Genomic DNA, 25,935 nt, shown 5'->3' on the forward strand with positions numbered 1-25,935 from the left:
CTGAAGCAAATAAAACGTCGATTCCCTCCTCTCCGCGGCATCGACGCTTCTTCTATTCCTTGACTGCACCGGCAAGCAGGGTTTGGTTGCCAATGTATCTATTCGTAACTTCGTAAATAATCAGAATGGGTATTGAATACAGCAGCGAGAAAGCTGCCAGCTGGCCGTAGGCAACCGTACCATGCTGCCCGAAGAAGGTGTAAATGCTGACGGCTGCCGGTTCTTTATCCGGAGACATCAGAAGCATGAAGGGAACGAAGAAGTTCCCCCAGTTCCCAGCGAATTCCGATATAAAGATGACCAGAAGCGATGGAACCATCAGAGGCACGACCACATGGAACAGGGCCTGCATCCTCGTGGCTCCATCCACCCAAGCGGCTTCCTCCAAGGTAACCGGCACTGAATCCATGAAATTCTTCATCATGAAGATGCCCTGCGGCAATCCGCAGGCAGTCATGAAAAGGACAGTCCCGGTCAGTGAATCGATCAAGTGAAGCTGGACGAATATCCCGTAAACAGGGACCATCATGGCTGTAATTGGCAAACAACTGGCGAAGAGGATGGCGTTAACGGTCCGGTTGGTGGTCTTTGAACGGAATCTGGAGAGAGGATAGGCTGCCAGGACCGAAAAAGTCACCACTAGGACCGATGTGCCAATGCTGATGATCAGCGAGTTGACGATAGGCAACCCGAAGGTCTGCATGTTGAATACCTTCGCAAAGTTCTGGAGGGAAAAACCCAAGTTGAAGGAAGACAGGGTTGCATGCGCGTTGAAGGAGGCGACCAGCAGCCAGAGCATGGGCGCAGCAAAAAGAAAGCCTATCAAGGCTGTCAGTATCGCAGCGACCAGCTTCATCCAGTCGTACCTGTGCGGCGCGTTCATCCGTGGATCAAGAGTAGCTTCAGTCTTCATCATTTGTCCTTAGCAGCTTGATATAGAGCACCGAGAAGAGGGCACCCACGACGACCAATATCACCGAGATGGCTGTTCCATATCCCAACTTCGAGAAGTTGAAAGCCTCCAAGTAGGCAAGAACGGGAAGGGTGCTCGAATTCGTGCCAGGCCCCCCGCCAGTCAAGACAATGATGATGCTGAAGACGGAGAGTGTCTGCAGGGTGATCAACATCAAATTGGTAAGAATCGAGTGCCTCATAATAGGCAGCTTGATTCTGAAGAAAGACTGCCAGGCGTTCGCGCCGTCTATCTCGGCAGCTTCGATTACATCCTTGGAGATGTCGTTCAGAGCGGCTTGATAGATGAGCATTGAAAAGGCAGTGCCGCGCCAGACGTTCACAATGATGACGATGGTCATTGGATGGTAGTAGAGGAGAGCCGACCAATCGGCACCCACCGCCTTGCCCAGAGCGTCAAGAGTGCCTCCGCCAGCAAAGAGCGCGTAGGCGCAGTAGCATCCGACAATGTCCGGAATGACCCAGGCCAGAACCACTATTGAGTCCACGACCTTTGTCAGTCTTCTGGGCGCTTTTTGACTGAGCAGAGCCAATACCATGCCCAGTATGTTCTGCCCAATTAGCGCCGAGGCCAGGATCAAAAGAATGGTCAGCCAGAGGGACTTGGGAAAAACAGGATCCGTGAAGAGCGCCACATAGTTCTTCAGACCGACAAAGTGTGGGTTGACAGCCGTTGAACCAACCATTGAATAGTCGGTCAGCGAGGCATACAAGGACCATATGATTGGGCCAAGCAGGAAAAGCACCATCATCGCCGCTGCTGGTAAAATTGGGGTGTAGTGCTCAGCGTTTATCAATTTCTTTCTTGTGCTGCTATTCATTTTCTTCTCTCAGTCACGAAAGAAAACCAGCGAATGGAATTCGGTTACTTCGCGGCTTCTGTATGATCGGCACCTACAGTTTTGGCTATCGCTGAATCGTATTCAGCTGCTGCATCCTTGACTGACTTCTGGCCGGTCAATACGCTTTCCGTGGCTATGGCGACCTGGTCGGAAACCTCTTTGTACTGGGAATTTGCAGGCCTGTACTGACTGTACTTGGCCAAATCCGTGAAGAACTTGATAGTGGGATTGGATCCCAGGTATTTCTTGTCTTGCTCTACATCCTTGCGCACTGCGATTGATCCGGAGATTGTGTCGTACGCTGCAGCGTGCTTCTCGTTTTGGAAAACTTTGAGCGCTTTGAAAGCAAGATCAGGATTCTGCGTATGGCTGGACAGCGCCAGGCCCCAGCCGCCAGACATTGAAATCAGGCCAGGCTTCTGCCCGTTCTGAGTTGGGAAACCACACCAGCCGATATGCTTCTGCCAGTCAGTCCATTCGCTGTCGCCGCCTGGCATCCACGATGAAGCCAGCCAGTTGCCCTCGATTGACATGCCAAGTTTCGACTGAGGCATCCACTGTTGCCCGACCTTGTCACCAAGCTGAGGATCCAGAGCCTGCTGGGGCGAGGGTGCCAGACCCTTGCTGTAAATATCCTTGATGAACTGGAGGGAGTCTTTGAATTGCTTGGAACCAGTGACCCACTTTTGAGTCTTGGTGTTGTACAGTGTGCCACCCTTGGTGCCGTAAAGAAGCATATCGAAGCCTTGCATGACGGAGACCTCTCCCAGAGGACGGCCGGCATAGAGGTTCATCGGTATTACATCAGGCTGCGTTTTCTTGATCTTTGTCGCTGCATCGATCACATCATCCCAGGACTTAGGCTGCCAGTTGTCGCTCAGGCCGGCCTTCTTGAGAATGTCTTTGTTATACCAGATGCCCCTGGTGTCAGTGCCCAGAGGAACTGCATAGATTTTTCCATCATCGGCTTTGCCGGCGTTCTTCGAACTGTCAAAATACTGCGACCAATCCTTCCACCCTTTCAGTTGGTCATCAATGGGCTTAAGGTAACCAGCCGCTACATAGGGACGGATCATTTCCGTGTCAAGGATCATGAGGTCTGGAGCGGTTTTTTCGGATTTGCTCATCAAGGCCAGCTTGCTGCCATAGTCATCCCCGTTCGATTTGATAGGCTCCAGCTTCAAAGTGGCGCCTTTGTTCTCAGACTCAAACTGGGCTTTGACGTCTTTCATCCACTTGCTTATAGCACTGGTGTCTCCGGTGGCCTGGTAGGCAAACTTGACTGTTTTCTTATCCGATTCGGAAGAGCCACACGACGATAAAATCCCGACGCTGGTAGCCGCGGCCAGCAACATGACTGATATTTTTCCCAGCTTATTCATGAGAGACTCCTTTGTTCTCCAATTTTTCTTTTACATAGTGCATGATTTCATAATCGGTTCGCCTCAACCGATCGTCACCTTGAGCAACCCCATCGCGATCTATTGCGTAGGCGAAAAGTCCTCCTGTGCGGTTCGAACCAGTCGGATGCCAGGATAGGAGGTCTTTGACCCTGCTTCCTTCAATCGGATACGTGACATCACCCCATCGAGGGCCTCCTTCTTCATAGAATGAAAAACCAGTGACGAATTTTGAAGCAGGTACAAAGTCGCGGACCTGCTCGAAAAGACCCTGAATACGACGAACATCCATGCCATAGGTGTCAGCGAAATAATAGGAGCAATCTTGATAGACCTGAGCAATCAGACTGGTCTGAGGCAGAAGAATATCCTGATCGAAAATCATGAGGCGCGAGGATGCCGAACTCGGTCCCCACTTTCTCGCCAAAGCGTGAAACACCGCGGCTGCGACAGCCATTTGATCGGACTCAGGTTCATGATCAACATCGATCACCAGGCCGTCGTAGTCAAAGGGCTTTAGGTAGTTGGCAATTATCTCGTCGGCACGGCGTTCTGGTCCGCTCCTTTCTTCGCTAAGCCGAGTGAAAGCGTGGACTTTGCCGCAATCCTCATAGGCGTCCCGATAAAGGCAGTCCAAAAACAAGGTTCGAACCACCTTTGTGCCCTGCGCGTGGAGTTTTTCAATGTAGAACGGCAGAGCAACCCAGAAATCATCATCGACTTCTCCATTGGTGATGATGGACACAAGATCCAGGTCTGCGGGCACATCGCCAAGCGAAACTGAGTCCCCTTTCCGCCTTCCACAGTTATCGCGCCAGGCGCGGTAATAACCGGCCAAAATAGGTCCCGGTTCATCACTTTCGCGATTACTTTCCGGCCTGCCCTCTGCCTCATTCGACATCGACAACCTCCATGTTGTTCGCAGTAGTTCTTCGATGATCTACTAAAGCGATTTAGTTCCATTATAGCCCCTTACCACACAAGAGCCACGAAAATCCTCGGAAACACAGAAAAGTCGCTTAGAGGAACAGAGATGCCAATACTCCAGGAATGGCTATTCCTCAGGCCTCAGGCATTGCTCAGATCAGAAAATCCCCGCTTAATTTTTTCGCAGACATATGCGAGTGTCTCCTCACCATGACACACAACAATCCCGGATAGCCGAAAGCGCATAAGAAAACCCTGCACGACGGGCGAATTCCGTCGTACAGGGTTGAGTGATGCTTGGCTAAGGCTCAAGCCTGAGCCAGAGCCTCCACAATGTAGTTGTTGATGGTGGCCTTGACCACTTCAAGATGGTCGGACTTGTCGGCGGCGATCAGTTCGGCCTGCGGCTTGTCAAGGCTGTACTCCTCCAGGGAGGCCAGCGTGGCCGTGCCGTCCTCAACCGTGGCGCCGATGCCGGAATCGAAGGAGGAGTAGCGCTCCTGCTGCAGCTGCTCGATGTAACCGTCCTCATGCATCTTTGCCGCGACCAGCAGACCGGCGGCATAGGTGTCCATGCCCACGATGTGGGTCCTGAAGAGGTCCTCGGGCAGGAAGGAGGAACGGCGCGGCTTGGCGTCGAAGTTCAGGCCTCCGTGGGGCCCGATGCTCCCGTTGGCCAGCACCTCCCACATGACGGCGGTGGCATCGTAGAGGTCCGAGGGGAACTCGTCCATGTCCCAGCCGATCAGCTTGTCGCCCTGGTTGGCATCCAGGGATCCCAGGAATCCGGCCTCGCGGGCCACGCGGACCTCATGCTGATAGGTATGCATGGCCAGGTTGGCGTGGTTGCCTTCAATGTTGAGCTTGAAGTTGTCCTGAAGGTCGTAGGTGCGCAGGAAGTTGATGGTGGTGGCTGCATCGTAGTCATACTGGTGGAGTGTGGGCTCCTTGGGCTTGGGTTCGATCAGGAACTGTGCATCGAAGCCGATCTCCTTGGCGTAGTCCACGCACATGTGGAAGAGTTTGGCCATGTGGTCCTGCTCACGCTTCATTTCGGTGTTCCAGAGGGATTCATACCCTTCACGGCCACCCCAGAAAACGTAGTTCTCGGCGCCCAGACGCTTGCCGATCTCCAGGCTGTGCTTGAGCTGACCCGCCGAGTATGCGTAGATGTCAGCGAAGGGCGATGTGCCGGCACCGGCCTCGAAACGGGGATTGGTGAAGAGCGACGAGGTGTTCCAGAGCAGCTTGACGCCCGTGTCCTTCATGGCGGCCTCGATGCGGTCGATCACCTTGTCCAGGTTGGCGTCGGTTTCTCGCAGAGTGTCGCCTTCGGGAGCCAGGTCACGGTCGTGGAAGCAGAAGAATTCGACCCCCAGCTTGGTGAAAAGCTCAAAGGCGTAGTCCACCTTGGCCAGCGCCTGATCCATAGGATCGGTGTAGCGGTAGTAGGGCCTCTGCGCGGTGGGATCGCCGAAGGGATCCACCAGGCCCTGGTTGAAGGTGTGCCACCAGGCCACGGCGAAGCGCAGCCAGTCCTTCATGGGCTTGCCGGCCACCACCTTGTTCTTGTCGTAGTAGCGGAAGCCTAGGCCTTCCTTGATGCCCTGGCGACCCACGTATTCGATCTTGTCAACGTCCCACAGACCCATCCGAAATGCTCCTTTGCGTATTGCATTTGCCTTTGACAGCGTTCACAGGGGAGGAAGCCAGTCCCTGCCGCCTGAGCATCAAGCATAGAGTGATGGATCGATTTTGTCAATTCGTTGAATTATATAGAGGCGTTATCGCCACCCTCAGTCTCACTCAGTTGATTTCAAGAAGCTCTTTCACTGTATAGGGCCCAGTGCCCGACTAGCACCCAACAACGAAAGCCGAACTCCTTTTGGCATGATGGCTTGTCCTGTCGGCTTCAAGCGTTGGCATAAGCAATCATCCGAGGCAATGACAGTCAAGCGGGGCTGGGTAATTCGCCTGGCTCGGCATTTATGCAATCCTGAGACTCCATGCCAGGAAAGCTTAAAATGCCGCAGAGCGGTGCGGTACTCGTTGATGGTAATCTCGTCTTCTTGCCGCCTTTCGATATGATTCCGCAACCGATCCGATCAGTGGTTCGTCCCCCGTCGCAGAATATCGGCAAAGCCCCAGACTACATGGGCGATCCGCCCCAGCTCCGATTCACGGCTTACCTGACGCCAGAGCGTGGCGTAAGACTCGAACCAGATCTCCAAAGCATCCGCCAGGTCCCGGTCGGCTCTGGCATCCGGAGCTCCAGGCAGAACATCATGGCGGACAGCCAGACTGCGACCCAGTGCGTTGAAGAGGCGTTGGCCATGGACAGCCATCAGCTGGGCCTGCAAGGTCCTGCCCGCGTCGGCCCCGCATCCGGCGGCGGCGCTGCCCATGCGCGCAGCCGCGTCGACCAGCCGATCGTCAAGCTGATCCACCTGCCCGAGACGACTGCGCAAAGCCATGAGCAGACCCCGGCGAGCTTCGTCGGCATCGGCGGACGAATCAAGTCCGGGCAAGACGGGCAATGCACCGGCAAGGAAGTGGGCCACATCCTGGTTCAATCCGCCATGGCCGTCATCCAGCTCCCAGTAACGAACCATGTCCTCCCAACCGAAGACCTCACTGGAGCCTGCCTGGATCAGTGCCGGCAGATAGTCCCCTGTCGCATCCCCATAGATCAGCAAGCCCAGATCCCTGTCCACCCGGACTCTATCATCGTCGTTCGGGTTCCAGAAGCACTGGGCGGCGTAGGCCATGCCAGGCAGGCTCATGCGCGGATCGTTGATGTGCCCGTAATCGCCCCAGTCGGTAACCATGGCCCCAACGGCACCGTACTGGATCCCGTATCGGCTCAGACGGCTGATGTTGTTCCATGCATCGTCGATTCCCGGCAGGAGAAGATTCCAGGCGTGAACGGCCGAGCAGACTACCTGCCGGGCCCCTGTAGAGGCCACAAGGGCAACCTTTTCCGGCCCTACCTGCGGGTCGTAGAGCCAATTGAGCAACGTGCAGTCCTTGGGCAGCCTGTCCAAGACTCTGGGCATGGACACAGCGACATCGCCCCAGAACATGGGATGGCGGCCCCGTGCATGCAGGTGATCGCACAGGCTGATCAGATAATCGGCGTACATATCAGCAGGATCCTTGCTGGAACCATCCTGCCGCGAACGCCCCTTGCCCAGATCGAAGGTCTCGTCACCGCCGATATTGAAATTACGTGTGCGCATAAGCGGCGCGTAGGCGTCAATCAGTCCGGTCGAGAATGCCAGGGCCTGCGGGTGGTTGACATTGATGGTGTGGTGCTCCTGGCGCTCTATGAAAGAGTAGGGCCGGTCCGCCTGCTCAGGAAACTCGCCTAGATCCCTGAATCCGCGAGTGCGGAGGTTAGCGTAATGGTGGCCGAAGGTGGAGATCGAAGGCACCAACTCGATGCCCAGACGGGCGCAGTAACCGTCGAAATCGGTGATCTGCCCGGGCTCCAGGGGGCTTGTGCCCCTCCAGGCCTCGCTCATGCCCGGGAAAGCCATGGTGTGCTCGATGTAGAGCTGCAGCTGATTGAACTTATACAAGGCCAATATATCCGCCCAGTGCCGCAGCCAGTCCATGGTGGGCACCCGACCGCGGGTCACATCCAGGCTGTAGATGCGCGTTGGATAGGCGGGCCGGTCCTGGATGTGCAGGGCCGGAAGCACAGGACCGCATTGCATGATGATCTGCCGGAGGGTCTGCACCCCCCAGCGCAGCCCCTGACAGTCACCGCCGCGGATATTCACAATTGGACGGCGCTCCCCAGGATCGGCGATGCGCAGAAGATACTCCTGGGGGCCAAGCCTCTGGTCCAGATCCAGACTGATCGCCCCAGTCCAAGCCTGTCCCCGCGAATGGTCCCAGACCATTCCTGCAGCCCGCCTGATGGTATCTGTCAATTGGTCGCTCAGGACGGAACCCAGCTCCTGGTCAACTGCTGAACCGCATACAATTCTGCCCGCCACCGGCAACAGCAACTGGCCCCGGCCCCTTTGCACATGGAGCGGCTGGGGAATCAGGGCCAACGGACGCTCTCGCGAAGGATCGGCAACGGTGTCGATGCCATTATCAAGACTCATGCTCCATGCCTTTCCCGAAATAGGCTGATGCCGCCGACGACTGCATCACCGGCATGCCCCGGCTATGGCCATCATGGCCACCTCCTCAATCTACCCATACGCCGGGGACAGGGAATGATGCCGGCACCCAGGGCGAGCGGCCATCGGTAGCACACAATGACAGCAGCAAAAGCAAGAATCTGCAATCCATCGCATTGGTGCAGAGACAGAGGCTGGCCAACTTCCTGGTTGATGACGACACAGCCAACCATGCAGTTGCCCCTGTCTGGATAGCGTGAACTGTTCGGAACAGTTTGCACAGGGATAATAAACAGTGTTAATATATAAACGTCGTTCATAAAGTGCGCGAAGATCGCGTGACCGTACTGCTCAAGGAGGAGGTTGACATGCGCGGCAGCCCATACGCCAGCACGCCACAGGCCCTCTCCGAGCTCAACCAGTCACGCATAGTCCAATATCTGCACCAGCACGGTACCAGTTCGCGAGCCCAGATGGCCCGAGACCTCAATCTGACGCCGGCAGCCGTGGGCAAGCTGGCAGGCCGTCTGATTGACCTGGGCCTGATCAGCGAGACCGGCAGCATGGACTCAGAGGGCGGCCGTCGATCCATCGGCCTGACCCTGAACGCCGACCGCTATCAGGTCATCGGAGTCAAGTTCGCCCGCAGCCTGGTCACGATCGGACTGTTCGACATCAGCGGCCGTCTGCTGGACTCGGAGGATCTGCCTCCCGTCGACCCCGATGACATCCCCGGCGCCGTAGCCGAGGTCAGAACCCGGGTGGGAAGACGACTGGAGACCAACCCCGCCATCGTCGCCGTAGGCATGGCCATACCGGGCCCCTATCTGCGCGAGACCGGCCGCATCGCCTTGGTCACCAGCATGCCTGGCTGGCGTTGCGTGGACTTTATCCACGAATTCGGCCAAGCCTTCCGTGTACCCACCTTCATCGAGCAGGACGCCCGCGCCGGCGCACTGGCTCAGAGCCTGTTCGACCCACGGGTGAGCGCATCCAGCATGGCCTACTTTCTGGTGGGCGAAGGCGTTGGGCTTGGAGTCATCGACAGGGGCGCCCTGGTGGACGGAAGCCAGGGAGCGGCCACCGAGATCGGCCACGTCAGCATCGATCTGAACGGACTGCCCTGCGAGTGCGGCAATCGCGGCTGCCTGGAATGCTACTGCTCGGCGGTAGCCATCCACCGCCGCATGTGCCAGCCGGATATGCGGGATCACTTCCCTGGGGTCGAGGCCATGACCCACGCCAAGGCCTGCGCTGGCCTGTTCGACAAAGCCCGCACGGGCCAGCAGGCCGCCCAGACCCTGGTGGATCAGATAGCCGGCTATGTTGGGTATGGCTGCGTAACCATCGTCAACGCCTACAACCCCGCCCAGATCGTCATTGGAGACATGGTGGCCGGAGCCGGTACACGCCTGTTGGAACGTGTCCGATCCATAGTGTCCCAGCGCTCCCTGCCTGGCCTGCGAGAGCACACGCAGATCCTGCTCTCCCGCCTTCCAGCCGATGCTACGCTGACCGGCGCTGCGGCTGTAGCTGCCAGCCAATTTTTGGAGCACCCGGCCAGTATGGGCCGTACAGCTGTGAAATCAACAAGCACAAGGCGGGCGCATCACCCGTCACCAGGAAGGGAACACCATGACCAGTAAACCCGTGGTCCTCAGCATCGGCGAAATCCTTTGGGACGTCCTGCCAACAGGCAAGCGGGCCGGTGGCGCACCGGTCAACTTCAGCTATCACGCCGCAAAGAACGGGGCGGAAGGTTACGCCATCAGCGCCGTGGGACGCGACGACCTGGGCCGGGAGCTCGAGGATGCGGTCCAGAAGGCCGGCGTCGATGCCGTCTTGCAACACAACGACCATCCCACCAGCACTGTTGAGGTCCAGCTGACTGAGGGCATCCCCCAGTACGTCTTCAAGCCCGATGTGGCCTGGGACCATCTGGAATACACGGATGACCTGGCCGGTCTGGCCAGCAAGGCCGACGCCGTCTGCTACGGCACGCTGAGCATGCGCAGCAGACAGTCTCGCGAAACCTGTTTGCAGGTGCTGCGCCACACCAAGAGCCATGCCATGCGCTTCTTCGACATCAACCTGCGCGGCACCTTCTACAGCAAGGATCTGATTCAGGAGCTGCTGGACATGGCCACTGTCTTCAAACTCAACGACGAAGAACTGGTCACCCTGCGTGACATGTTCCACGTGCCCGGAGCCACCGATGATGAACTCTGCCACTGGTTCATGGATCAGTGGCACCTGGACACCATCGTGCTGACCGCCGGCAGCGATTACAGCACGATCTATCTGGCGGACGGCCAGTCCTCCCACCTGCCCACGCCTGAAATCACTGTGGCTGACACGGTCGGGGCCGGCGACGCCTTCTCCGGCACCTTCGCCATCAACCGCCTGTTGGGGGCCTCCCTGACTCAGGCTCACCGGGCTGCCGTCAACACTGCAGCCTTTGTCTGCACCCAGCAGGGCGCCTGGCCCGAATATCCCGAACATATCCCCGACTATCTGGGTCAGCAGGGTCAATGATCCCCTACCCCTCTCTCGGAGCATGATTTGGTCCCGCCCTGTCGAACTGTCGACTGGACGGGACCAGATTTATATCTGCGGAATCACGATTTACCAGATGCCGATGAGCCGCCACCAGCCCAGGCCCACGGTCAGGAAGATAGCCACAGTCACCAATCCGCAGATCAGGCCAATACGCAGGAACTCAGAGGTCTTGACGTATCCGGCACCGTAAATCAAGGCCGCCGGTCCGGAGGCGTAATGGGTCATGGCACCGATTAGACCGCTGGCGCATCCCAGCATCAGCGCTGCAGGCATGGCGGGTACCCCGGCAGCCACGGCCACGCTGACGAAGAGCGTGTAGATGGCCGCCACCTGGGCCAGCTCAGAAGCGAACATGTAGTGGATGAAGAAGTAGAAGACCGTCAAAATAACCAAGACCAATACCCAAGGCATGCCCTTGACCAGCCCGGCGATGATCTCCCCTGCCCAGGTGGTGACGCCCAGGGTATTCAGGGGTTCAGCCATGCCTACCAGAACACCGAAGAAAATCAGCGTGGACCAGGCGGACTTGTTGGCGACCATGTCCTGCCAGGTGATGATCTTGGTGCACAGCAGCACGGCCACGCCCAGGAAGGCCACGGTGGTGGAATTGATATGGATCACCGAGCCGGTCGCCCAGAGGACCAGCATGACCAGGAAGGTCACAGCCATGATCCACTCGTGCATGCTCAGCGGGCCAAGTCCCTTGAGTTCATCCTTGGCATCCTCCTGAGCCTGAGGAACGTTCCGCAGGGTGGGCGGAAAGATGCGATAGATCAAGGCGGGGATGATGATCAGGCAGATCAGGCCGGGCACGATACCGGCCAGGGCCCAGGTGCCCCACCCGATGTCCACATGGAATTTCTGGGCCAGCTGTCCTACGACAGGGCCTGCCGCCATAGCCGTCAGGAACATGGCCGATGTAATGGCGTTGACATTGTTGGCCGTGATCGCCAAGTAAGCGCCGATGCGTCGCCGGGACTCGTCCGTGTCCGGTTTTGAATCCTGCACGTCGCTGATGGAGGTGATGATCGGGAAAAGAATGCCGCCCAGACGAGCCGTGTTTGAAGGAGTGGCCGGAGCCAGGACCAGGTCGGCGGCCGAGAGCCCGTAGGCTATGCCCAGACTGGACTTGCCCAATCGGGAAAGAAAGACCAAAGCGATCCTCCGGCCCAGTCCGGTGGAGACAAATCCCTGGGCAATGAAGAAGGCCGCCACTATCAGCCAGATGGAGGCACTGCCTAGTCCGTTGAAAGCTGCCTTCTTGGGGTCCAGGGCCCCAGTCAGCATCCCCACGGTCATGCCAATGATAGCCACCGCTGATGTGGGCAGAGGCTGCAGAATCAGCCCTAGGATGGTGCCCACAAAGACTCCTAGCATATGCATGCCCTGGGGAGTCAGTCCCTCGGGAGGCGGTATGAGGAAGATGACCAGCCCTACCGCCACGCAGATGAGAGCCTTGACCAGTTGGCCCGTATTGAAAGGCTGGCTAGCCCCTGCCTGGAGGTCTCCCCTGCCCTCACCCGTTCTTACTGTTTCACCCATCATTGCTCCTTCGCTCATGATCCGGCGTATATCTGTCCGGAAACCGCCGGCCTCCTCGTCGGCATGCTCATGTGGACTTATGCTATGCGGCAGGCGACAGAGGCTACAAATAAGCGCCGCATATATGAGGGTGGGCCATAGCTGGCGGCTGTCTAGGGCCCCCAGACCCGTCAAACAAGGGTAAATAGGCCCTTGACAGCATATAGACGATGCTTATTTGGCGGTCGGCAAGAGGTTTTTCTAGGCTGTTTGCAGAGGTCTGGCAACGCGGCCGGCCCCAATCGTGAAGGACAAGTGAGACCATGACAGGATTCGACACCATCAACGATTCCTATGCCAACCGGGGACTAGGATTCGACTATGAACAACGGCGCGAGCTAAAGCTGGACGGCCTGCTGCCTGCTGCCGTGCAAGATGACGAACAGCGCGAGCGCATCGTTTACGGCCGCTTCCTGGCCCAACCCACCGACTTGGACAAGCGGCTCTATCTGATGAGCGTCTGCCGCACCGACCGCCGGCTCTTCTACAGGAGCATGGATAAGCACCTGACTGAGTACATGCCCATCGTCTACGCCCCCACCGTGGCACAATCCATCCAACGCTATGACGAGTTCTATTCGGGCAGCGACGTGGCTTACATTTCCATTGATCATCCCGAGGGGATCGGCGACGCCCTGGACCAATATGCAGGCGACCGACCTGTCGACCTGGTGGTCTGCACCGACGCGGAAGGCATTCTTGGCATAGGCGACTGGGGCGCCCAGGGCGCTGAGATTCTGACGGGCAAGCTGGCGGTCTACACCGCCGCCGCCAACATTGACCCATCCCGGGTTCTTCCGGTCATGGTGGATGTCGGCACCAACCGTCAGGCCCTCCTGGACAATCCTGATTATGTGGGCAACCACTTCGCCAGGGTCAGAGGACAGCGCTACGACGACTTTATCGATGACTTCGTTCAGCAGGTCCTGCAACGCTACCCGCAGGCCCTGATTCACTGGGAGGACTTCGGCAGGCCCGAGGCGGCGCCCGTCCTCAAACGCTATCAGGACCGGATCCTGACTCTGAACGACGACATCCAGGGCACTGGCGTGACCGTCCTGGCCGCACTGATTGCCGCCAGAAAAATCGCCGGAACCGACCCCAAGGACACCAGGATCATGGTCTTCGGTGCAGGGACCGCCGGCGTGGGCATAGCTGATCAGATCGTGGATGACCTGACCATCCGCCAGGGCATGGATCCCGAGACCGCGCGGAGCAGGGTCCTGCTCTTCGACCGTCAGGGTTTGATTGAGCAGGATCAGGATGATCTGACTGAGGGGCAAACACGATATGCCCGCAAGCCGGATGAGTTCGCATCAGTCACTGACAAGACCTCGCTGGCACAGGTTGTCGACGCCTTCCAACCCACGGTGCTCATCGGCACCTCAACCAGGCCCGGAGCCTTCGACCGGGATGTTGTTGAGGCCATGGCCAGGCACGTGGAGCGGCCGCTGATCTGTCCCATCTCCAACCCCACGGAACTGGCAGAGGCCAAGGCTGCGGATGTGATTGCCTGGACCCGCGGCCGTGGCTTCGTCATCACCGGCACTCCCTCAAAGCCGGTTGACTACCAGGGGGTCACCTATTCCATCGGACAAGGCAACAACGCACTTATGTATCCTGGCATCTGTTTCGGAGCCATCGTCGCCAAGGCTCGGCTGGTCAGCAAGGGAATGCTGTTGGCTGCAGCCTACGCCATCTCCGACATGATTGACGTGGACGAGCCTGGCACCGCCGTGTTGCCGCCGGTGGCCGATCTCAAAGAGATCTCGCATCGGGTCGCCGCTGCTGTGGCTGCACAGGCCGTCCAAGAGGGTCTGAACCGGGAGCCGATTGAAGATGTGGACGCCGCCGTGGCCAAGGCCCAGTGGCACTACGATGCCTGAGCGAAACCAGCTCCTTCGCATATTGCGACATTGAGGTTGGGGTCCGGCCGGCACGATTGATAACCGATATTGTGGCGGCCGGACCCCAGTCATGAGTCGGGCCCTGGCTATATTTTCAAGTGTCGATCTTCTCAAGTCCAAGTGACGATGATAGTGTGGTTGTGAATAGTTTTTCGCCAAAGTTGACGGATAAGCAATAGTCCGAGCACCAATCAAGGGAAGCGGCTCATGACCTATATGGATAATGTCCGCGACCTCGAGCTGCTTACCATGCTGGCCCGGTACGGCAGTTTCACCGATGTCGCATTGGAGGCAGGCATCTCACAGCCTGCGGTCTCGCAGGCCATCAGAAGGCTGGAAATGCGTCTGGGAACCAAGCTGGTCCAGAGGAAGCGCTTCGGTGCTGGCGACGGCACACAGCTCACCCAATCCGGAAGAACAGTGGTGGACCACGTCGGCCAGGCCCTGGACCTGATCAACACCCTGCCCGAGGCCCTGGCTGCGAGGAATGGGATCCGACGGCGCATCATCGGCCTGCCGCCCATCATCTCATCGCTGCTGAGCTCCGGGCAAGGGCGGCAAGAGCAATGCGAACCAGACAAGAACGCGACCGTAGAAACCATAGGGTCTCAAAAGTTGCTGAGTCAGATAGAGGCCCACCGTGTGGACTACGGGGCGGTGGCCAGTGTCGACGAGTCTTTGAGTGTGGATGGCGTTGAAACGACCAAGCTGACATCCTTCCCCTTCGGCATGGTCTGCACCCAGTCCATGGTCGAACGGCTGGGCACGGCAGGAATGACCAGTCTGCACCCCGAGGATCTGTCCATGCTTCCCGGGGACGTTCCTTTCACGACCCTCAACCGCGATTTCGTCCATGCCCAGGCTGCCGAACGGCTGATTCACCTGTCTGAACCAGTCAGTCATCTGGTTGAGGTCTCAGACGTAGAAACCCTGAAGATGGTGACCACATCCGGTCTGGTCTGCAGTCTGATCACCTCGGCCGGCGTGCACCCTGGCGATGGCCTGCGCTTCATCCCCTTTGCCGGGGATGACATGCCCCGTTTCAACATCTTCCTCTTCAACGACACCAAGCGGGAGGCCTTCTACGAAGATGTGGATGAGGTGCATGCCTTCAGCGACTATGCCACCAGTCGACTGGGCTCTGTGGCTTGACCAGGATCGCGGTCAATGCCGAGAGAGAAGCGGAATATCCGCAACGTCCATCTGTTGTATACTGACGAGGCTGGTCCGTAATGGCACCAGCGGGGCTTGATAATTCAAGATTGGGGCTGATCGGTTTCGACGGTGACCTGTTCGTCGCAGGGAAGCGTGCCGAGAACGCGGGGGTCCGCTCGTTAATGTCCTCCCGCAAACAACAAGTGCTAAATCTAACCGCACTGAGTTCGCTCTCGCTGCCTGAGCTTCGCGCCAGGATTAACCAGTGAGCAGCTGCTCCGTTCACTCCCTTTCGCCTTCGGGGGGATGCTGAGCGTCATTAAGAAGACTTGCCTGAACTGCTGCGCCACAGGGCGGTTCGGGGACTTTTTCTGCGGCTATGCCCGCCACCAGTTGTCTGCGACATAGGTGGGGGCAGACAGATAGCCACAAAGGCCAGCAGACTACGCACGTAGAAGACTGAGGGTGCGGTCACCGGACCGGGGTTCAATTCCCCGCAGCTCCACCAAAACAAGGGCCAGCCGAGGCAACTTGGCTGGCCCTTTCTATACCGTTTTACGCTTCAAAAAATCATCTTTCTTGATTGCTTAGTGAATCACATTTTCAACAACCTTATTCATGAACATCAGCTCATTCTCGTTTCTTTGCTCACAGATTCAGAATGACTCCAAAACAACTCCGGTCGGAACACAATTGATATATCTTTAGAGCTAAAGACGACTAATAGAGCAATTAGAGTAGAAGAAAGCAATAAAAGAGACAGCAAGAATTCAAATTTGCACTGGTAAGGATATGAAGCGTCGGGCATCGCAGCTTTTCGAAGATCCGGGCCTAGATCTCGACACGGCGATTAATGTGTTCCACTCTCAGTCGCTGTGCGAAGAAGGACTTCCGTTTCGCTCTCGACTTTCAAAATTTGACAGAGAATGGAGGAAGCTGAGGCTTTACCGATCACTCACGCGGGTGATGCAAAGAACATGAAAGACATCATCCATCATGAATGAGTTTGGATATACGCAAAAATTCCTGCGCGATGTCAAGAGAATCAAGAGGAAGCATTTCGACTTAAGCAGGCTCGATCAAGAGCTCGACGACTTGGCTGGCTGCAATTCAGCACTGCCTAAGCGCAAATATCGAAACCAACGGTTGGAAGGTCGCTGGTCTAAATACGAGGAGCTTCATGTCGTCGCAGACTGGCCCCTGGTGTACAAACGTGTCAAGAACTGAATGATTCTTACCTTGATGACCACTGGCAGCCATGACCGAACACTATGATGCAATCGAGTATCTCGGCGATTGAGACTGGTTCCGATATACTCGATCACTGCGATCAAGGCGCTAGTTTGCTTGCACTTTTATCCACTTCATAGATGATCGTGCACTAAATTACCTAGAGATTGACCTGTCATAATGGGATACCCGTCTCTGAGCATCCAGCATGTATTTGCCGTATTGACCAGTTGTCAATACGACAAGGAACTGTCCCCTTGATCAATTGGTCACACACAGCCATGGCCGGAATCAATGCTTGGCGAAACCGCTCAATTACAGATCGGGCTCAGCAATTAAAGCTCACTGTCGATCATTCGCCTATGGCGCCTTGCAGAATTGCTATGGGCGAGCGCCTCAATGCAGGCCGAGCCGTCAGCATGGTCGCCAGCGAGCCGACGACGATAATCGGCAACCCGCATATAAGGAAGAACCGCCAAGGAAAAACTATGGACAGACTGTGGACAAGCGGGCAATAGACCAGGGCCGTACTCAGTCCGACCAGTCCGGTACCGACAGCTGCGATGATAATGCCTGTAGTCGTCACGATGGTGCCGTCCAATATGGATATAGCAGTCAGCTGCTGCGGGTTTGCACCAGCGATTGACAGGAGCGCCAGATCCAGGTCACGATCTCGGGCAGCAATGGCGAACCCCGCGATCACGCCGACTAGGGCGATCAGCAGCGCTGCCCAGAAGCCATAGAGCAACTCCAGGGTTCCGCCTGATGTGACGTTCTCTATTCCCGGTACTTTGTTCATAGCGACGGTACTGGTGCCTCCGGCAGTCAACAGACCGCCGACCAGAAACATGCAGGCGGTCAACGCTATGACCGTAGAGCCAAATGTCGTGTCTCGACTTCTGGCCTCCGCCTGCGAACGCGCTATTCGCCAGACGGCAGACGATGACGGCACCAGAGCGGTCCAGAGTTGAGTGACCCTGCCAATAACCGGCTCGCCCGCGCGAGCCAGGGCGATCAGCAGCAAGAGAATGGCGAACAGCGGTCCACTTCCAACAGCATTAAGGACCGCCGAGACCTGCTTAGGATCCAATGACCTAGGGCCGCTGCTCGAAAGATAGGCAAAAACAGGCAACGGCAATAGCAGCAAGGCCAACCCAAGGAAAAGCGGCACAAGACCGCGTCCATGTCGGAGCCGTTCGACTGATTCGCTCTCCTCGGCACGGCGCACCACCCGGACGGGTGTCATCTTCGCCAAATCTCGCAAAGTCAGGCTGGTCGCCAATATGGCCGTGGCAAAGCCCACAGCAAGACCGGTCAAAGCAGACCTGGGAAAACCGTGCCAGGTAAAAGCGAAATGCACTGGCCTTCGCATCCCGGCGGAATACCAATCGAGGATCCTTCCAGCCAGTACAGGCGAAAGAGCCGCAGCAACAAGAGAGGCCAGCAGGGCCAAAATCATTACCTGCAGTAGCGTGAGCACCAGGATCTGCTTAGGCGTAGCTCCCAGCAGCGAGAGAAGGGCCAGCCCCTGGCGACGTTGGCGAATTGATGCTTGCAGGGTGTGCTTGATCACCAGGCAGCCGAGCACAATGACCGTGAAGAAGACCAAACTCAGGGCCGAAGCCAGACTCTTGGCAGGATCCCTGGTCTTGACCGATAGGCCTTGGTAATAGCTGTTGACGCCCATGCTCACGCTCATGGCACAGAGCAGGATTTGGGCGACCACAAGAACGATAAAGACACCAGCCCAGATGCCATTATTGGCTTTCAGATCACGCAAGGCCCAAGTCATGATTCATTCACCTGCCAAATCCCTCTATTACATGTATAGTCGATCGACGCGGAAGACAGTATCCGGCAAACCCCTTATTCGACCCTGAATCAACCCTGATTCCTCTTACATGAGTCCATCGGCCACTCCCCTGCTTGGGCCACCATCACTCAGGATTAGATTCAGGTTCCCGGACGATGGTCAAACACCCGGACAGCGACAAGACATGCCGAAGGGAACCATCTCCTCGTGGATCGTACTCATACTCGCCGGCATCCGTGAATCGGTCTGGGCCACCGCCCTGGGAAAATCTCAGGGCTTTACCGAAATCGTTCCTTACATTGCTTTTATTGTGGGATTGATTCTCAGCATCCCTTCCAGCACGGCCTACGCTGTCTGGGCCGGCATTGGGGCTGCCTTGACAGTCCTGTACGCCATAGCTAGGGGGTCGAAGCCTGTTGGGACGATCCCCGGCAGAAGACCCATCCTCCGGCAGGGATCAAGTTGCTCAATCCGACATGACGGTAGCGTCTATCTTGCCGCGGAAGAGCATGACCGCCACGGCCACGACAAGTTCAGCGATGCCGATGATCAGCATCAGCGGCAGCTGCTGGTCCAGGGTGGTCAGCTTCCCATAAATCAGCAGCATAATAGCTGTGCCGATGGCAGCCGACAAGCTGAAAGCGGTCTGCATCTGAGTCTCGTAGGACTTGGGCGCGATGGCCGCCACGGTCGAGTTGGCCGCAACGCCATAGGGGAAGCCGCCGAAGTTGGAGACCACATAGTAGAGCAGCAGCCAGAGCACGGAATACTTTGCCGTATGAGGATTGAGCACCACAGTGGGGACGATCAGCAGCAGGTTGGAAATGCCGAAGAAGGCGAATCCGAACCAGAGACGGTTGGTTGACTTCCACCGCTTGCCCGTGTCGGTCAGCCAGAACCAGCTGAAGAAGATGCCGGCCAGCATGGCGATGATGCCCACGAGAGTGTTGAAGGATCCCGGAGCGATTTCAATGCCGCTGAACTTTCTGTTGATCCGCTGGTCCAGGAACATGAGCAGGGTGGTGCCCTGAATGGCGTAATCCACTCCGGCAACAATCTGCATGATCACGATGGGCACGAAGGCCTTGAGCCGCCGACGCTCCACTCCGACAATCCTCTTGGACCGCCAGATGACGGCAAAGAAAGCTATAGCCACTACAAAGGTGCAGGAGCTTACTGTGCTGGCCAGCGCATTAACGCTGACCTTGTGGGTGATCAGCAGGACGGCGATGACCAGGCCGATCGCCACTAGCACACCCAGGGCGCCAAAGCCATAGCGCTTACGCTCCTGGCTGTTGAGCGGACGCGTAGGCTTGGAACCCAAGGATCCAAAGAAACGATTGCCCGGCACACCGATGATGGCGGCGTAGATCAGCGCAGCTACCGCTCCTATCGCGAATCCATAATGGTAGTTGATCAGTCCCAGCTGCGCGGAGATGATCGGGGTAATGAACCCAGCGATGTTGTTGGCGATGGCGTGAATAGCAAAAGCACCATCACGACGGTTGTCCTTGCGGTGGAACAGCATGCCGGTCAGCGAGGCGTTCGAAGCTCCCATAATGGGCAGGTTCATGAGGATCATGCCCACGATGGCCATAGCTCGACCTTGGCTGACGGAGAAAGCCGGAATAGCCAAGAGCCCGCAGGACAGCCCCTTGACGATGTTGCCGATGACCAGGGCCTTGCGCGCCCCGAACACCCGGTCCGCCAGCCAGCTGCCCACAATGCCGAACATGGAATTGATGGCCGCCACGATAGCGATAAGCTGGGCTGCCTCCCCCTGGCTGAATCCCAGACCTTGGGTCCAAGGCTTATAGAGGTAGTAGATCGTCACGGCCCCGTAGGAGGCCCAACAGATCGAATTGAAGAAATTGCCGGCTGCCAGGGCGCCGATGCCCTTGGGATAGCCGAAAAAGGAGCGGTCCGCCCTCAGCCGGTTCAGCTCCTCCTCCTGTTGTCGGTCAACCTTGAGACCGGATTCATCGACCACAATATCCGGTTGCTCGTCACCGTTTTCCGCTGGTGTAGCCATACGCTTCTCCTCGCTTCTCAATGGTGCCGACCCTCGTTGTCCGGCACCCTTTTGCTCTGCGTGGAACCACAAGCTGTTCCACTTGGAACGGTAAATCCTCAGCCTTTCTGGCCTAGGTGCAAACCGAAGGGAAAAAGGTGGATATTTCTTGGTAATGCTGTCTGAACGCTACTCGACAAGGCCCCCCGACAAGTTGTAGCTTGCTCGGAAACCGCGCCATGGCAAAGGATTACGAAGAAAGAGACGCTAAGCAGAACGACTCCAAACCAAAGACACAAGATTGTCCACCCATTCGACGATATCCCCCACCTTCTCGATAGGGCAGCCGTCCATAAACTGATGAGGTAAGGCGCGCAAAGGCATCAGGGCAGAGCGGCGCCGACGGATCGGAGACGACCCGATGGAGAGCATGACCGGCCAGAATCCGCCCGTCAGCGGAGGGAGTAGGTAATTCATCATGACATCACCCATGCACACTGATCAGGACTGCGTCGACGAGACAGCCCGTCGGATATATATCGGCAACACAGGCACCGTGGACTTTGACCTGACGCTGCCGACCAAAGGGGTGGAGGAAGCCACCATCGAATGGGCCAGCAGCGACGATCGATGGGTGAATCCTCAGGGCAAGGTCAATCAGCCCGAATACGGTCGAGGCGACCGTAACGTGACCCTGACCGCGACCGTCACCAAGGGCGAGGCCAAGGCCCAGCGCAGCTTTGATGTGACCGTGCTGCAGATGCCCAACAGGATCGAAGTGCGCAAGGTCTACCCCATCGAGATCAAGGCTCGCAAGGGCGCTACCTACTATCTGCCCATGTTCACGGCCGTACTGACCAAGGACGGACAGAAAGTCTCCCAGCGGGTCAACTGGGACGAAGGCGTTCAGCAGCGGGACGGGCAGACCGGTGAACACGACTTCCAAGGATCCATCGACGGCAGCGGCATCCGTGTGCAATGCAAGGTTCAGGTGATTGACGAAGACCCCGAACAGCCAGTGGATTCCAGCCCTAAGGTCCGCCGCGTGCCTATCAGCCGGGTTCGGCTGACCGGCGATGGAATGCTGGCAGACAACCAGCGCCGACGGATAGCCTTTCTGAAGACCCTGGACGACGATCAGCTCCTGGTTGAGTTCCGCCGAGCCTCCCACCTGGACACCAAGGGAGCCAAGCCCATGATCGGCTGGGACGCTCCGGACTCCAACCTGCGCGGCCACACCACAGGGCATGTCCTGTCCGCATACGCTTTGGGGTATGCCGCTACCGGCGACAAGGACATCCAGGCCAAGCTGACCTATCTGGTCGACGGGCTGGCCGAGGTCCAGGCCGCCTTCGCAAAGGGCGGGACCACCAAGCCGGGCTTCCTGTCTGCCTACGACGAGAGCCAGTTCGACAAGCTGGAACAGTACGCGCCCTACCCCACTATCTGGGCGCCCTACTACACTTTGCACAAGATTCTGGCGGGCCTGATCGACGCCTACCACTTCGCGGGCAATGAAACGGCTCTGCGAGTGGCCTCGGATCTGGGCGACTGGGTCTATGACCGCGTCCACCGGCTTCCCCATGAGCAGTTGCAGAACATGTGGAGCATGTACATCGCCGGTGAGTTCGGCGGCATGAACGAATCCCTGGCCCATCTGTATGCCATCACCGGACGCCGTGAGCACCTGGAGGCCGCCCGCCTCTTCGACAACGACCGCCTCATGGTCCCCATGCGTCAGAAAGTGGATGCCTTAGGCGGACTGCATGGCAACCAACACATCCCCCAGGTCATCGGCTCGGTGGAGCTCTTCCGCCATACCGGCCTGCCCTACTACCTGCATCAAGCCGAATTCTTTCTCAAGTCGGTCATGGGCCATCACATCTACGCCATGGGCGGCACCGGTCAGGGGGAGATGTTCCAGCAGCCCGATGTGATCGGTGCCCTGCTCAAGGACAACACAGCCGAATCCTGTGCCTCCTACAATCTGCTCAAACTGTCGGCGCTCCTGTTCTCCTTCGATCCCGACCAGACCTATGCGGACTACACTGAGCTGACCACACTCAACCACATCGCTGCCGGCACCGACCATGTGCCCCAAGGCGGCAGCCTCTACTTCTTCCCCACCCAGCCGGGCGGCCGCAAGGAGTTCGACGAGGAGAACAGCTGCTGTCACGGCACTGGCCTGGAATCGCACTTCTACTACGCCGATGGAGCCTTCTACACGGATGAAACGACCCTGTGGATCGAGCAGTATCTGCCCTGCAGCCTGAACGACATCGACCAGAAGATGGCGCTGAGCATGAAGGTGGACGACCGCCACCCCGAGAAGGTGACCATCACCATAGAAGCCCTGGACAGACCGCGCCTGGCTCTGCGCGTTCCAGCCTGGACCCGTGGCAGAGTCCACATCGACATCGACGGAGCCCCGGCATCCCAGGCTCTCATGGGCACCGACCCGGCTGTAGCGATCTTGGAGGCGAGCGCTTGCGGGCTGGATTCCTGGTCAGGGGCCACCGTTACGCTGGCGTTCGACCCGACTATCCGGCTGATCGGCACCCCTGACAGACCCTCCCTGGCCGCCGTGGCCTGGGGCCCTTACGTGCTTGCCGCCTTGAGTCCCAGCACCGATATGCAGAGTCTGGACATCAATCGGAAGGATCCCGGGTCCGCCTTCGAGCGCCAGGGCGAGAAGCTGGTCTTCCGTCACCGGGACAGCGGCCTGGAATTTGTCCCCCTCTGGATCATTGACGAAAACCAGCCCTATCATGCCTACGTCGAAGTGGCCAGCCACTGACCGCGTTCTAAGGCCAAGGTTTCAGCGACAGGAAGGACGGTCAGCACGGATCAGGCAATCATCACAAGTTTCCCCAACGATGCGGCGGTCTTCAAATCCGCCGGACGCTTCATCGGCACCCCCGGATGGATCCACGAGCGCCGCACCGTTGACAGCTTTGAGCTGATTCTGGTTGAAGAGGGCGTCCTCCCGCTGACCGTAGCCGGGCGGCATCATGATCTGAAGGCAGGCGGCCTGCTGCTGATCCCTCCCAGCATCCCACATGAGGGCAGTCGACGGCTGGGACAGGAGCCGCTGACCTTCTACTGGGCCCACTTCACCTTGCCCGACTGGCAACGGGCCCAGGGTCTGCCCGACGAACAGAGTGACGGAAAGGACCAGGGCGCGGCACGCGTGGTGCTGCCCCTGGATTTTCGTCTGGCAGACAACAACCGGGTGACCGTCATGTTCAACCAGCTGCTCGACATCTATCAGCGCACCTACCCGGATCCCAGCCCCTACTGCAGCTATTTCATGACCTGTCTGCTCATTGAGATCTCCATGGGAAGGCCTGCACCAAAGGACCCTCAAAAAGCGGACGACGAGGACAGCACCCTCCAGAAGATCCAGGATTGGATCCGCATCAACGCCTGCGACCGGATCAGTGTGGCCAGCGTGGCAGAGAACTTCAACTACTCGCCCTCCTACCTGTCGACCATATACAAGCGACGGTTCGGCATGGGCATCACTGGACAGATCAGGCGGGTGCGCATCGAACGGGCGCAGGAGCTGCTCCTGTCGACCTCCATGGGCGTCAGACAGATAGCCGAGGCCTGCGGGTATGACGACCCCAAGTACTTCATGCGGGTCTTCAAACGGTTCTCCGGCCTGACCCCAACCAGGTACCGGTCCAGCTTTTCCCTGCGTCACTACAACAACGCCTAAAGTCTTTAGACTGGAAGCATGAGAATCGTCATACAGCGGGTCAGCCGCGCCCGAGTCGATGTTGTCGACGAACAGGGGCAGCCGGATCCCGATTTCAAACCCCAGAGCATTGGCACGGGCCTCTTGCTTCTGGTGGCCATCCAGGATGAAGACGGGATTGACCAGGTGGACTATGCCGTCCGCAAGCTGACCCGGATGCGCATCTTCTCCGACGAGGAGGGCCGAATGAACAGGTCGGTCCTGGACTGCGGCGGCTCCATCCTCTCCATCTCCCAGTTCACCCTCTATGCGGATCTGCATCGCGGCAACCGTCCCAGCTTCATGGCGGCCGGAGAGCCCCAACACGCCCAAAGCGTCTGGCAGGACCTGAACCGGGCCCTGGCCGCGACCGGTGTCCCTATTGTCGTCGGACGCTTCGGTGCCCACATGCGAGTGGATTCGGTCAACGACGGCCCTGTGACCATCCTGCTGGACACCGACAAACTGATGAAGACGGCGACCTCTTCAGCGGCTATTTGACGATGGGCCGCAGGGGCGCCGACACATCCAGCTGATGTTTGTCGCCGATTTTGGACGGATCGTTGATGATCTTGTCGACCACGGCCTGTTTGAGCTTCAGGTCGGAGCCGTCACCCCAGACGATGACATGCTTGCCCTGGTCCAGCTCGGTGGTGATAGAGTCCTGGGTTTCCGCAGTCACCTTAGTCACCGAATGACGCATGGACTCGGGCATGGTCGACAGAATCCGCAGGGTCTGCCTGACCGCCTGATCCTGCTGTGCGCGCTTGACGGTGGACACCTGGATGACCGGCACCCCCTCCACCGGCTTGGGCACAGTATTGAGCACCCTCCCCTGTCTGTCAACGGCCGTCAGCTCGCCCTGTGCATCCTTGAAGACCGCAGTCGGCTCCTGGGCATCGAAGGTCACCTGCAGACCGTGTGGAAAACTCTTGCGGACCCTGGCATCGGTCACCCCGGCCATGCCGCTGATGTCCTGCTCGACGCCATTGGTGGAAATCAGCAGCAGCGAGCGATCCCCCTGATGGGCCACGATTGAGGCCACTCGATCGTTGGACACCCAGGCATTGCCGCCGCTGACATCGATCCTGTCGGTCTGCAGGCGAAAGACCGGCGAGAGAAAGAGCAGCCATGCCAGTCCTGCGATCAGAGCCATGACCAGGAGGACGACACCTGTCCGGATCAGGACCAGCCTGCGGCTGACCTTCTTCTTCTCTCGCACACGGGCCTGAAAGTCCAGCACCTTAGGCCGAACGAAGATCCCCAGCCCCTGCTCCTCCTGATCGGTGCCAATCCTGCCAGAAACGGGCCGATCCGGCGGTATGGCCCGGGCATCGACGAATCCGCCGGCCGAACTAGCCGAGCGTGAGGACACAGATTTGGACGACACAGACTTGGATGCCACAGACTTGGAGGCTGAGGCCTTGTTCCCTTTTACCAGAGAACGGGAGGACGAGGAGGCCGACCTGGCGCTACGAGTTCGGGATCCGCCTGGATTCTTGGCACGATCCGGACGACTCTTGAGTCGTTTCGACCTTTTGAAACGCCTGCCCTCGCTGCCGGTTTTTTCAGTCTTGGACCGGCGGCCTGCCATTGCTGCATTATCGGAAACATTCGATTCGCCTGATCTAGCGGTTCTGCCGGTCCGCTCTTCCTCTCCCGA

General features: G+C 58.0%; 18 protein-coding genes, 1 other RNA gene and 1 pseudogene. 10 read left to right on the forward strand and 10 right to left on the reverse strand.

The genetic code is table 11. The features are described from left to right. Nucleotides 1-52: 52 nt before the first annotated feature. The 6 genes from J3T95_RS03435 to J3T95_RS03460 all read right to left on the reverse strand — a co-directional run bounded on the left by J3T95_RS03435 (nucleotide 53) and on the right by J3T95_RS03460 (nucleotide 8,259). Nucleotides 53-916 carry a carbohydrate ABC transporter permease gene (locus J3T95_RS03435; protein WP_267450388.1) on the reverse strand — a complete coding sequence of 288 codons (864 nt, stop codon included), beginning with the start codon at nucleotides 914-916 and terminating at the stop codon, nucleotides 53-55. Beyond that, nucleotides 903-1,724, reverse strand: a complete 822-nt coding sequence (locus J3T95_RS03440; protein WP_220237080.1) for a carbohydrate ABC transporter permease — start codon at nucleotides 1,722-1,724, stop codon at nucleotides 903-905. The genes J3T95_RS03435 and J3T95_RS03440 overlap by 14 nt, the downstream gene beginning before the upstream one ends. A gap of 113 nt (nucleotides 1,725-1,837) precedes the next feature. Then, entirely contained in the window at nucleotides 1,838-3,196 is a 1,359-nt protein-coding gene (locus J3T95_RS03445; protein WP_267450389.1) for an extracellular solute-binding protein, read from the reverse strand. Next, nucleotides 3,189-4,115 (reverse strand): EndoS/ChiA family endoglycosidase, encoded by a 927-nt coding sequence (locus tag J3T95_RS03450; RefSeq protein ID WP_267450390.1) that lies wholly within the window; start codon nucleotides 4,113-4,115, stop codon nucleotides 3,189-3,191. The genes J3T95_RS03445 and J3T95_RS03450 overlap by 8 nt, the downstream gene beginning before the upstream one ends. A 334-nt stretch (nucleotides 4,116-4,449) precedes the next feature. Continuing rightward, nucleotides 4,450-5,793, reverse strand: a complete 1,344-nt coding sequence (xylA, locus tag J3T95_RS03455; protein WP_220237077.1) for a xylose isomerase — start codon at nucleotides 5,791-5,793, stop codon at nucleotides 4,450-4,452. A gap of 453 nt (nucleotides 5,794-6,246) precedes the next feature. Then, the gene (locus tag J3T95_RS03460; protein ID WP_267450391.1) at nucleotides 6,247-8,259 is read right to left on the reverse strand and encodes a glycoside hydrolase family 20 zincin-like fold domain-containing protein; all 2,013 of its coding nucleotides are present in this window, start codon (nucleotides 8,257-8,259) and stop codon (nucleotides 6,247-6,249) included. Between the two features lie 386 nt (nucleotides 8,260-8,645). On the opposite strand from J3T95_RS03460, the gene J3T95_RS03465 reads away from it, so the two are divergent. Beyond that, complete coding sequence (locus tag J3T95_RS03465) at nucleotides 8,646-9,923, forward strand: ROK family transcriptional regulator (protein WP_267450392.1); 1,278 nt, start codon at nucleotides 8,646-8,648, stop codon at nucleotides 9,921-9,923. Then, nucleotides 9,913-10,812: a carbohydrate kinase family protein gene (locus J3T95_RS03470; RefSeq protein WP_220237075.1), complete on the forward strand. Its 900-nt coding sequence runs from the start codon at nucleotides 9,913-9,915 to the stop codon at nucleotides 10,810-10,812. Before J3T95_RS03465 ends, J3T95_RS03470 begins: the two co-directional genes overlap by 11 nt. Before the next feature lie 90 nt (nucleotides 10,813-10,902). Here J3T95_RS03470 and J3T95_RS03475 read toward each other — a convergent pair whose 3' ends face one another. Then, nucleotides 10,903-12,381 (reverse strand): DASS family sodium-coupled anion symporter, encoded by a 1,479-nt coding sequence (locus J3T95_RS03475; protein ID WP_267450393.1) that lies wholly within the window; start codon nucleotides 12,379-12,381, stop codon nucleotides 10,903-10,905. A gap of 299 nt (nucleotides 12,382-12,680) precedes the next feature. On the opposite strand from J3T95_RS03475, the gene J3T95_RS03480 reads away from it, so the two are divergent. From J3T95_RS03480 to J3T95_RS03495, 4 genes are all read left to right on the forward strand, one after another. Further along, nucleotides 12,681-14,303, forward strand: a complete 1,623-nt coding sequence (locus tag J3T95_RS03480) for an NAD-dependent malic enzyme (protein ID WP_267450394.1) — start codon at nucleotides 12,681-12,683, stop codon at nucleotides 14,301-14,303. Nucleotides 14,304-14,531: 228 nt separating this feature from the next. Next, complete coding sequence (locus tag J3T95_RS03485; RefSeq protein WP_220237073.1) at nucleotides 14,532-15,476, forward strand: LysR family transcriptional regulator; 945 nt, start codon at nucleotides 14,532-14,534, stop codon at nucleotides 15,474-15,476. Between the two features lie 112 nt (nucleotides 15,477-15,588). Then, nucleotides 15,589-15,987: a transfer-messenger RNA gene (gene ssrA / locus J3T95_RS03490) on the forward strand. A gap of 488 nt (nucleotides 15,988-16,475) precedes the next feature. Then, entirely contained in the window at nucleotides 16,476-16,706 is a 231-nt protein-coding gene (locus tag J3T95_RS03495) for a type II toxin-antitoxin system RelE/ParE family toxin (RefSeq protein ID WP_267450395.1), read from the forward strand. A 355-nt stretch (nucleotides 16,707-17,061) separates the two neighbouring features. Here J3T95_RS03495 and J3T95_RS03500 read toward each other — a convergent pair whose 3' ends face one another. Continuing rightward, complete coding sequence (locus J3T95_RS03500; RefSeq protein ID WP_267450396.1) at nucleotides 17,062-18,501, reverse strand: FtsX-like permease family protein; 1,440 nt, start codon at nucleotides 18,499-18,501, stop codon at nucleotides 17,062-17,064. A 205-nt stretch (nucleotides 18,502-18,706) separates the two neighbouring features. Here J3T95_RS03500 and J3T95_RS03505 point away from each other — a divergent pair. Then, nucleotides 18,707-18,907 (forward strand): annotated as a pseudogene (locus tag J3T95_RS03505) (DMT family transporter); the annotation flags it as partial. A gap of 81 nt (nucleotides 18,908-18,988) precedes the next feature. Here J3T95_RS03505 and J3T95_RS03510 read toward each other — a convergent pair. Beyond that, on the reverse strand, nucleotides 18,989-20,554 hold the full coding sequence (locus J3T95_RS03510) for an oligopeptide:H+ symporter (protein ID WP_267450397.1): 1,566 nt from the start codon (nucleotides 20,552-20,554) through the stop codon (nucleotides 18,989-18,991). Nucleotides 20,555-21,011: 457 nt separating this feature from the next. Between J3T95_RS03510 and J3T95_RS03515 the strand changes: the two genes are divergently transcribed. From J3T95_RS03515 to dtd, 3 genes are all read left to right on the forward strand, one after another. Beyond that, nucleotides 21,012-23,330, forward strand: a complete 2,319-nt coding sequence (locus J3T95_RS03515) for a beta-L-arabinofuranosidase domain-containing protein (RefSeq protein WP_267450398.1) — start codon at nucleotides 21,012-21,014, stop codon at nucleotides 23,328-23,330. Between the two features lie 111 nt (nucleotides 23,331-23,441). Further along, nucleotides 23,442-24,254, forward strand: coding sequence for a helix-turn-helix transcriptional regulator (locus tag J3T95_RS03520; protein WP_267450589.1), 813 nt, complete (start codon nucleotides 23,442-23,444; stop codon nucleotides 24,252-24,254). 18 nt (nucleotides 24,255-24,272) lie between these two features. Further along, complete coding sequence (gene dtd / locus J3T95_RS03525; RefSeq protein WP_267450399.1) at nucleotides 24,273-24,773, forward strand: D-aminoacyl-tRNA deacylase; 501 nt, start codon at nucleotides 24,273-24,275, stop codon at nucleotides 24,771-24,773. Here dtd and J3T95_RS03530 read toward each other — a convergent pair. Beyond that, nucleotides 24,766-25,662 (reverse strand): cell division protein FtsQ/DivIB, encoded by an 897-nt coding sequence (locus tag J3T95_RS03530; RefSeq protein ID WP_267450400.1) that lies wholly within the window; start codon nucleotides 25,660-25,662, stop codon nucleotides 24,766-24,768. The two genes, dtd and J3T95_RS03530, sit on opposite strands and share 8 nt — an antisense overlap. Nucleotides 25,663-25,935 lie beyond the last annotated feature (273 nt).

The sequence above is a fragment of the Bifidobacterium sp. B4079 genome (genome assembly GCF_026537385.1).
GTDB classification, from domain to species: domain Bacteria; phylum Actinomycetota; class Actinomycetes; order Actinomycetales; family Bifidobacteriaceae; genus Bombiscardovia; species Bombiscardovia asteroides_I.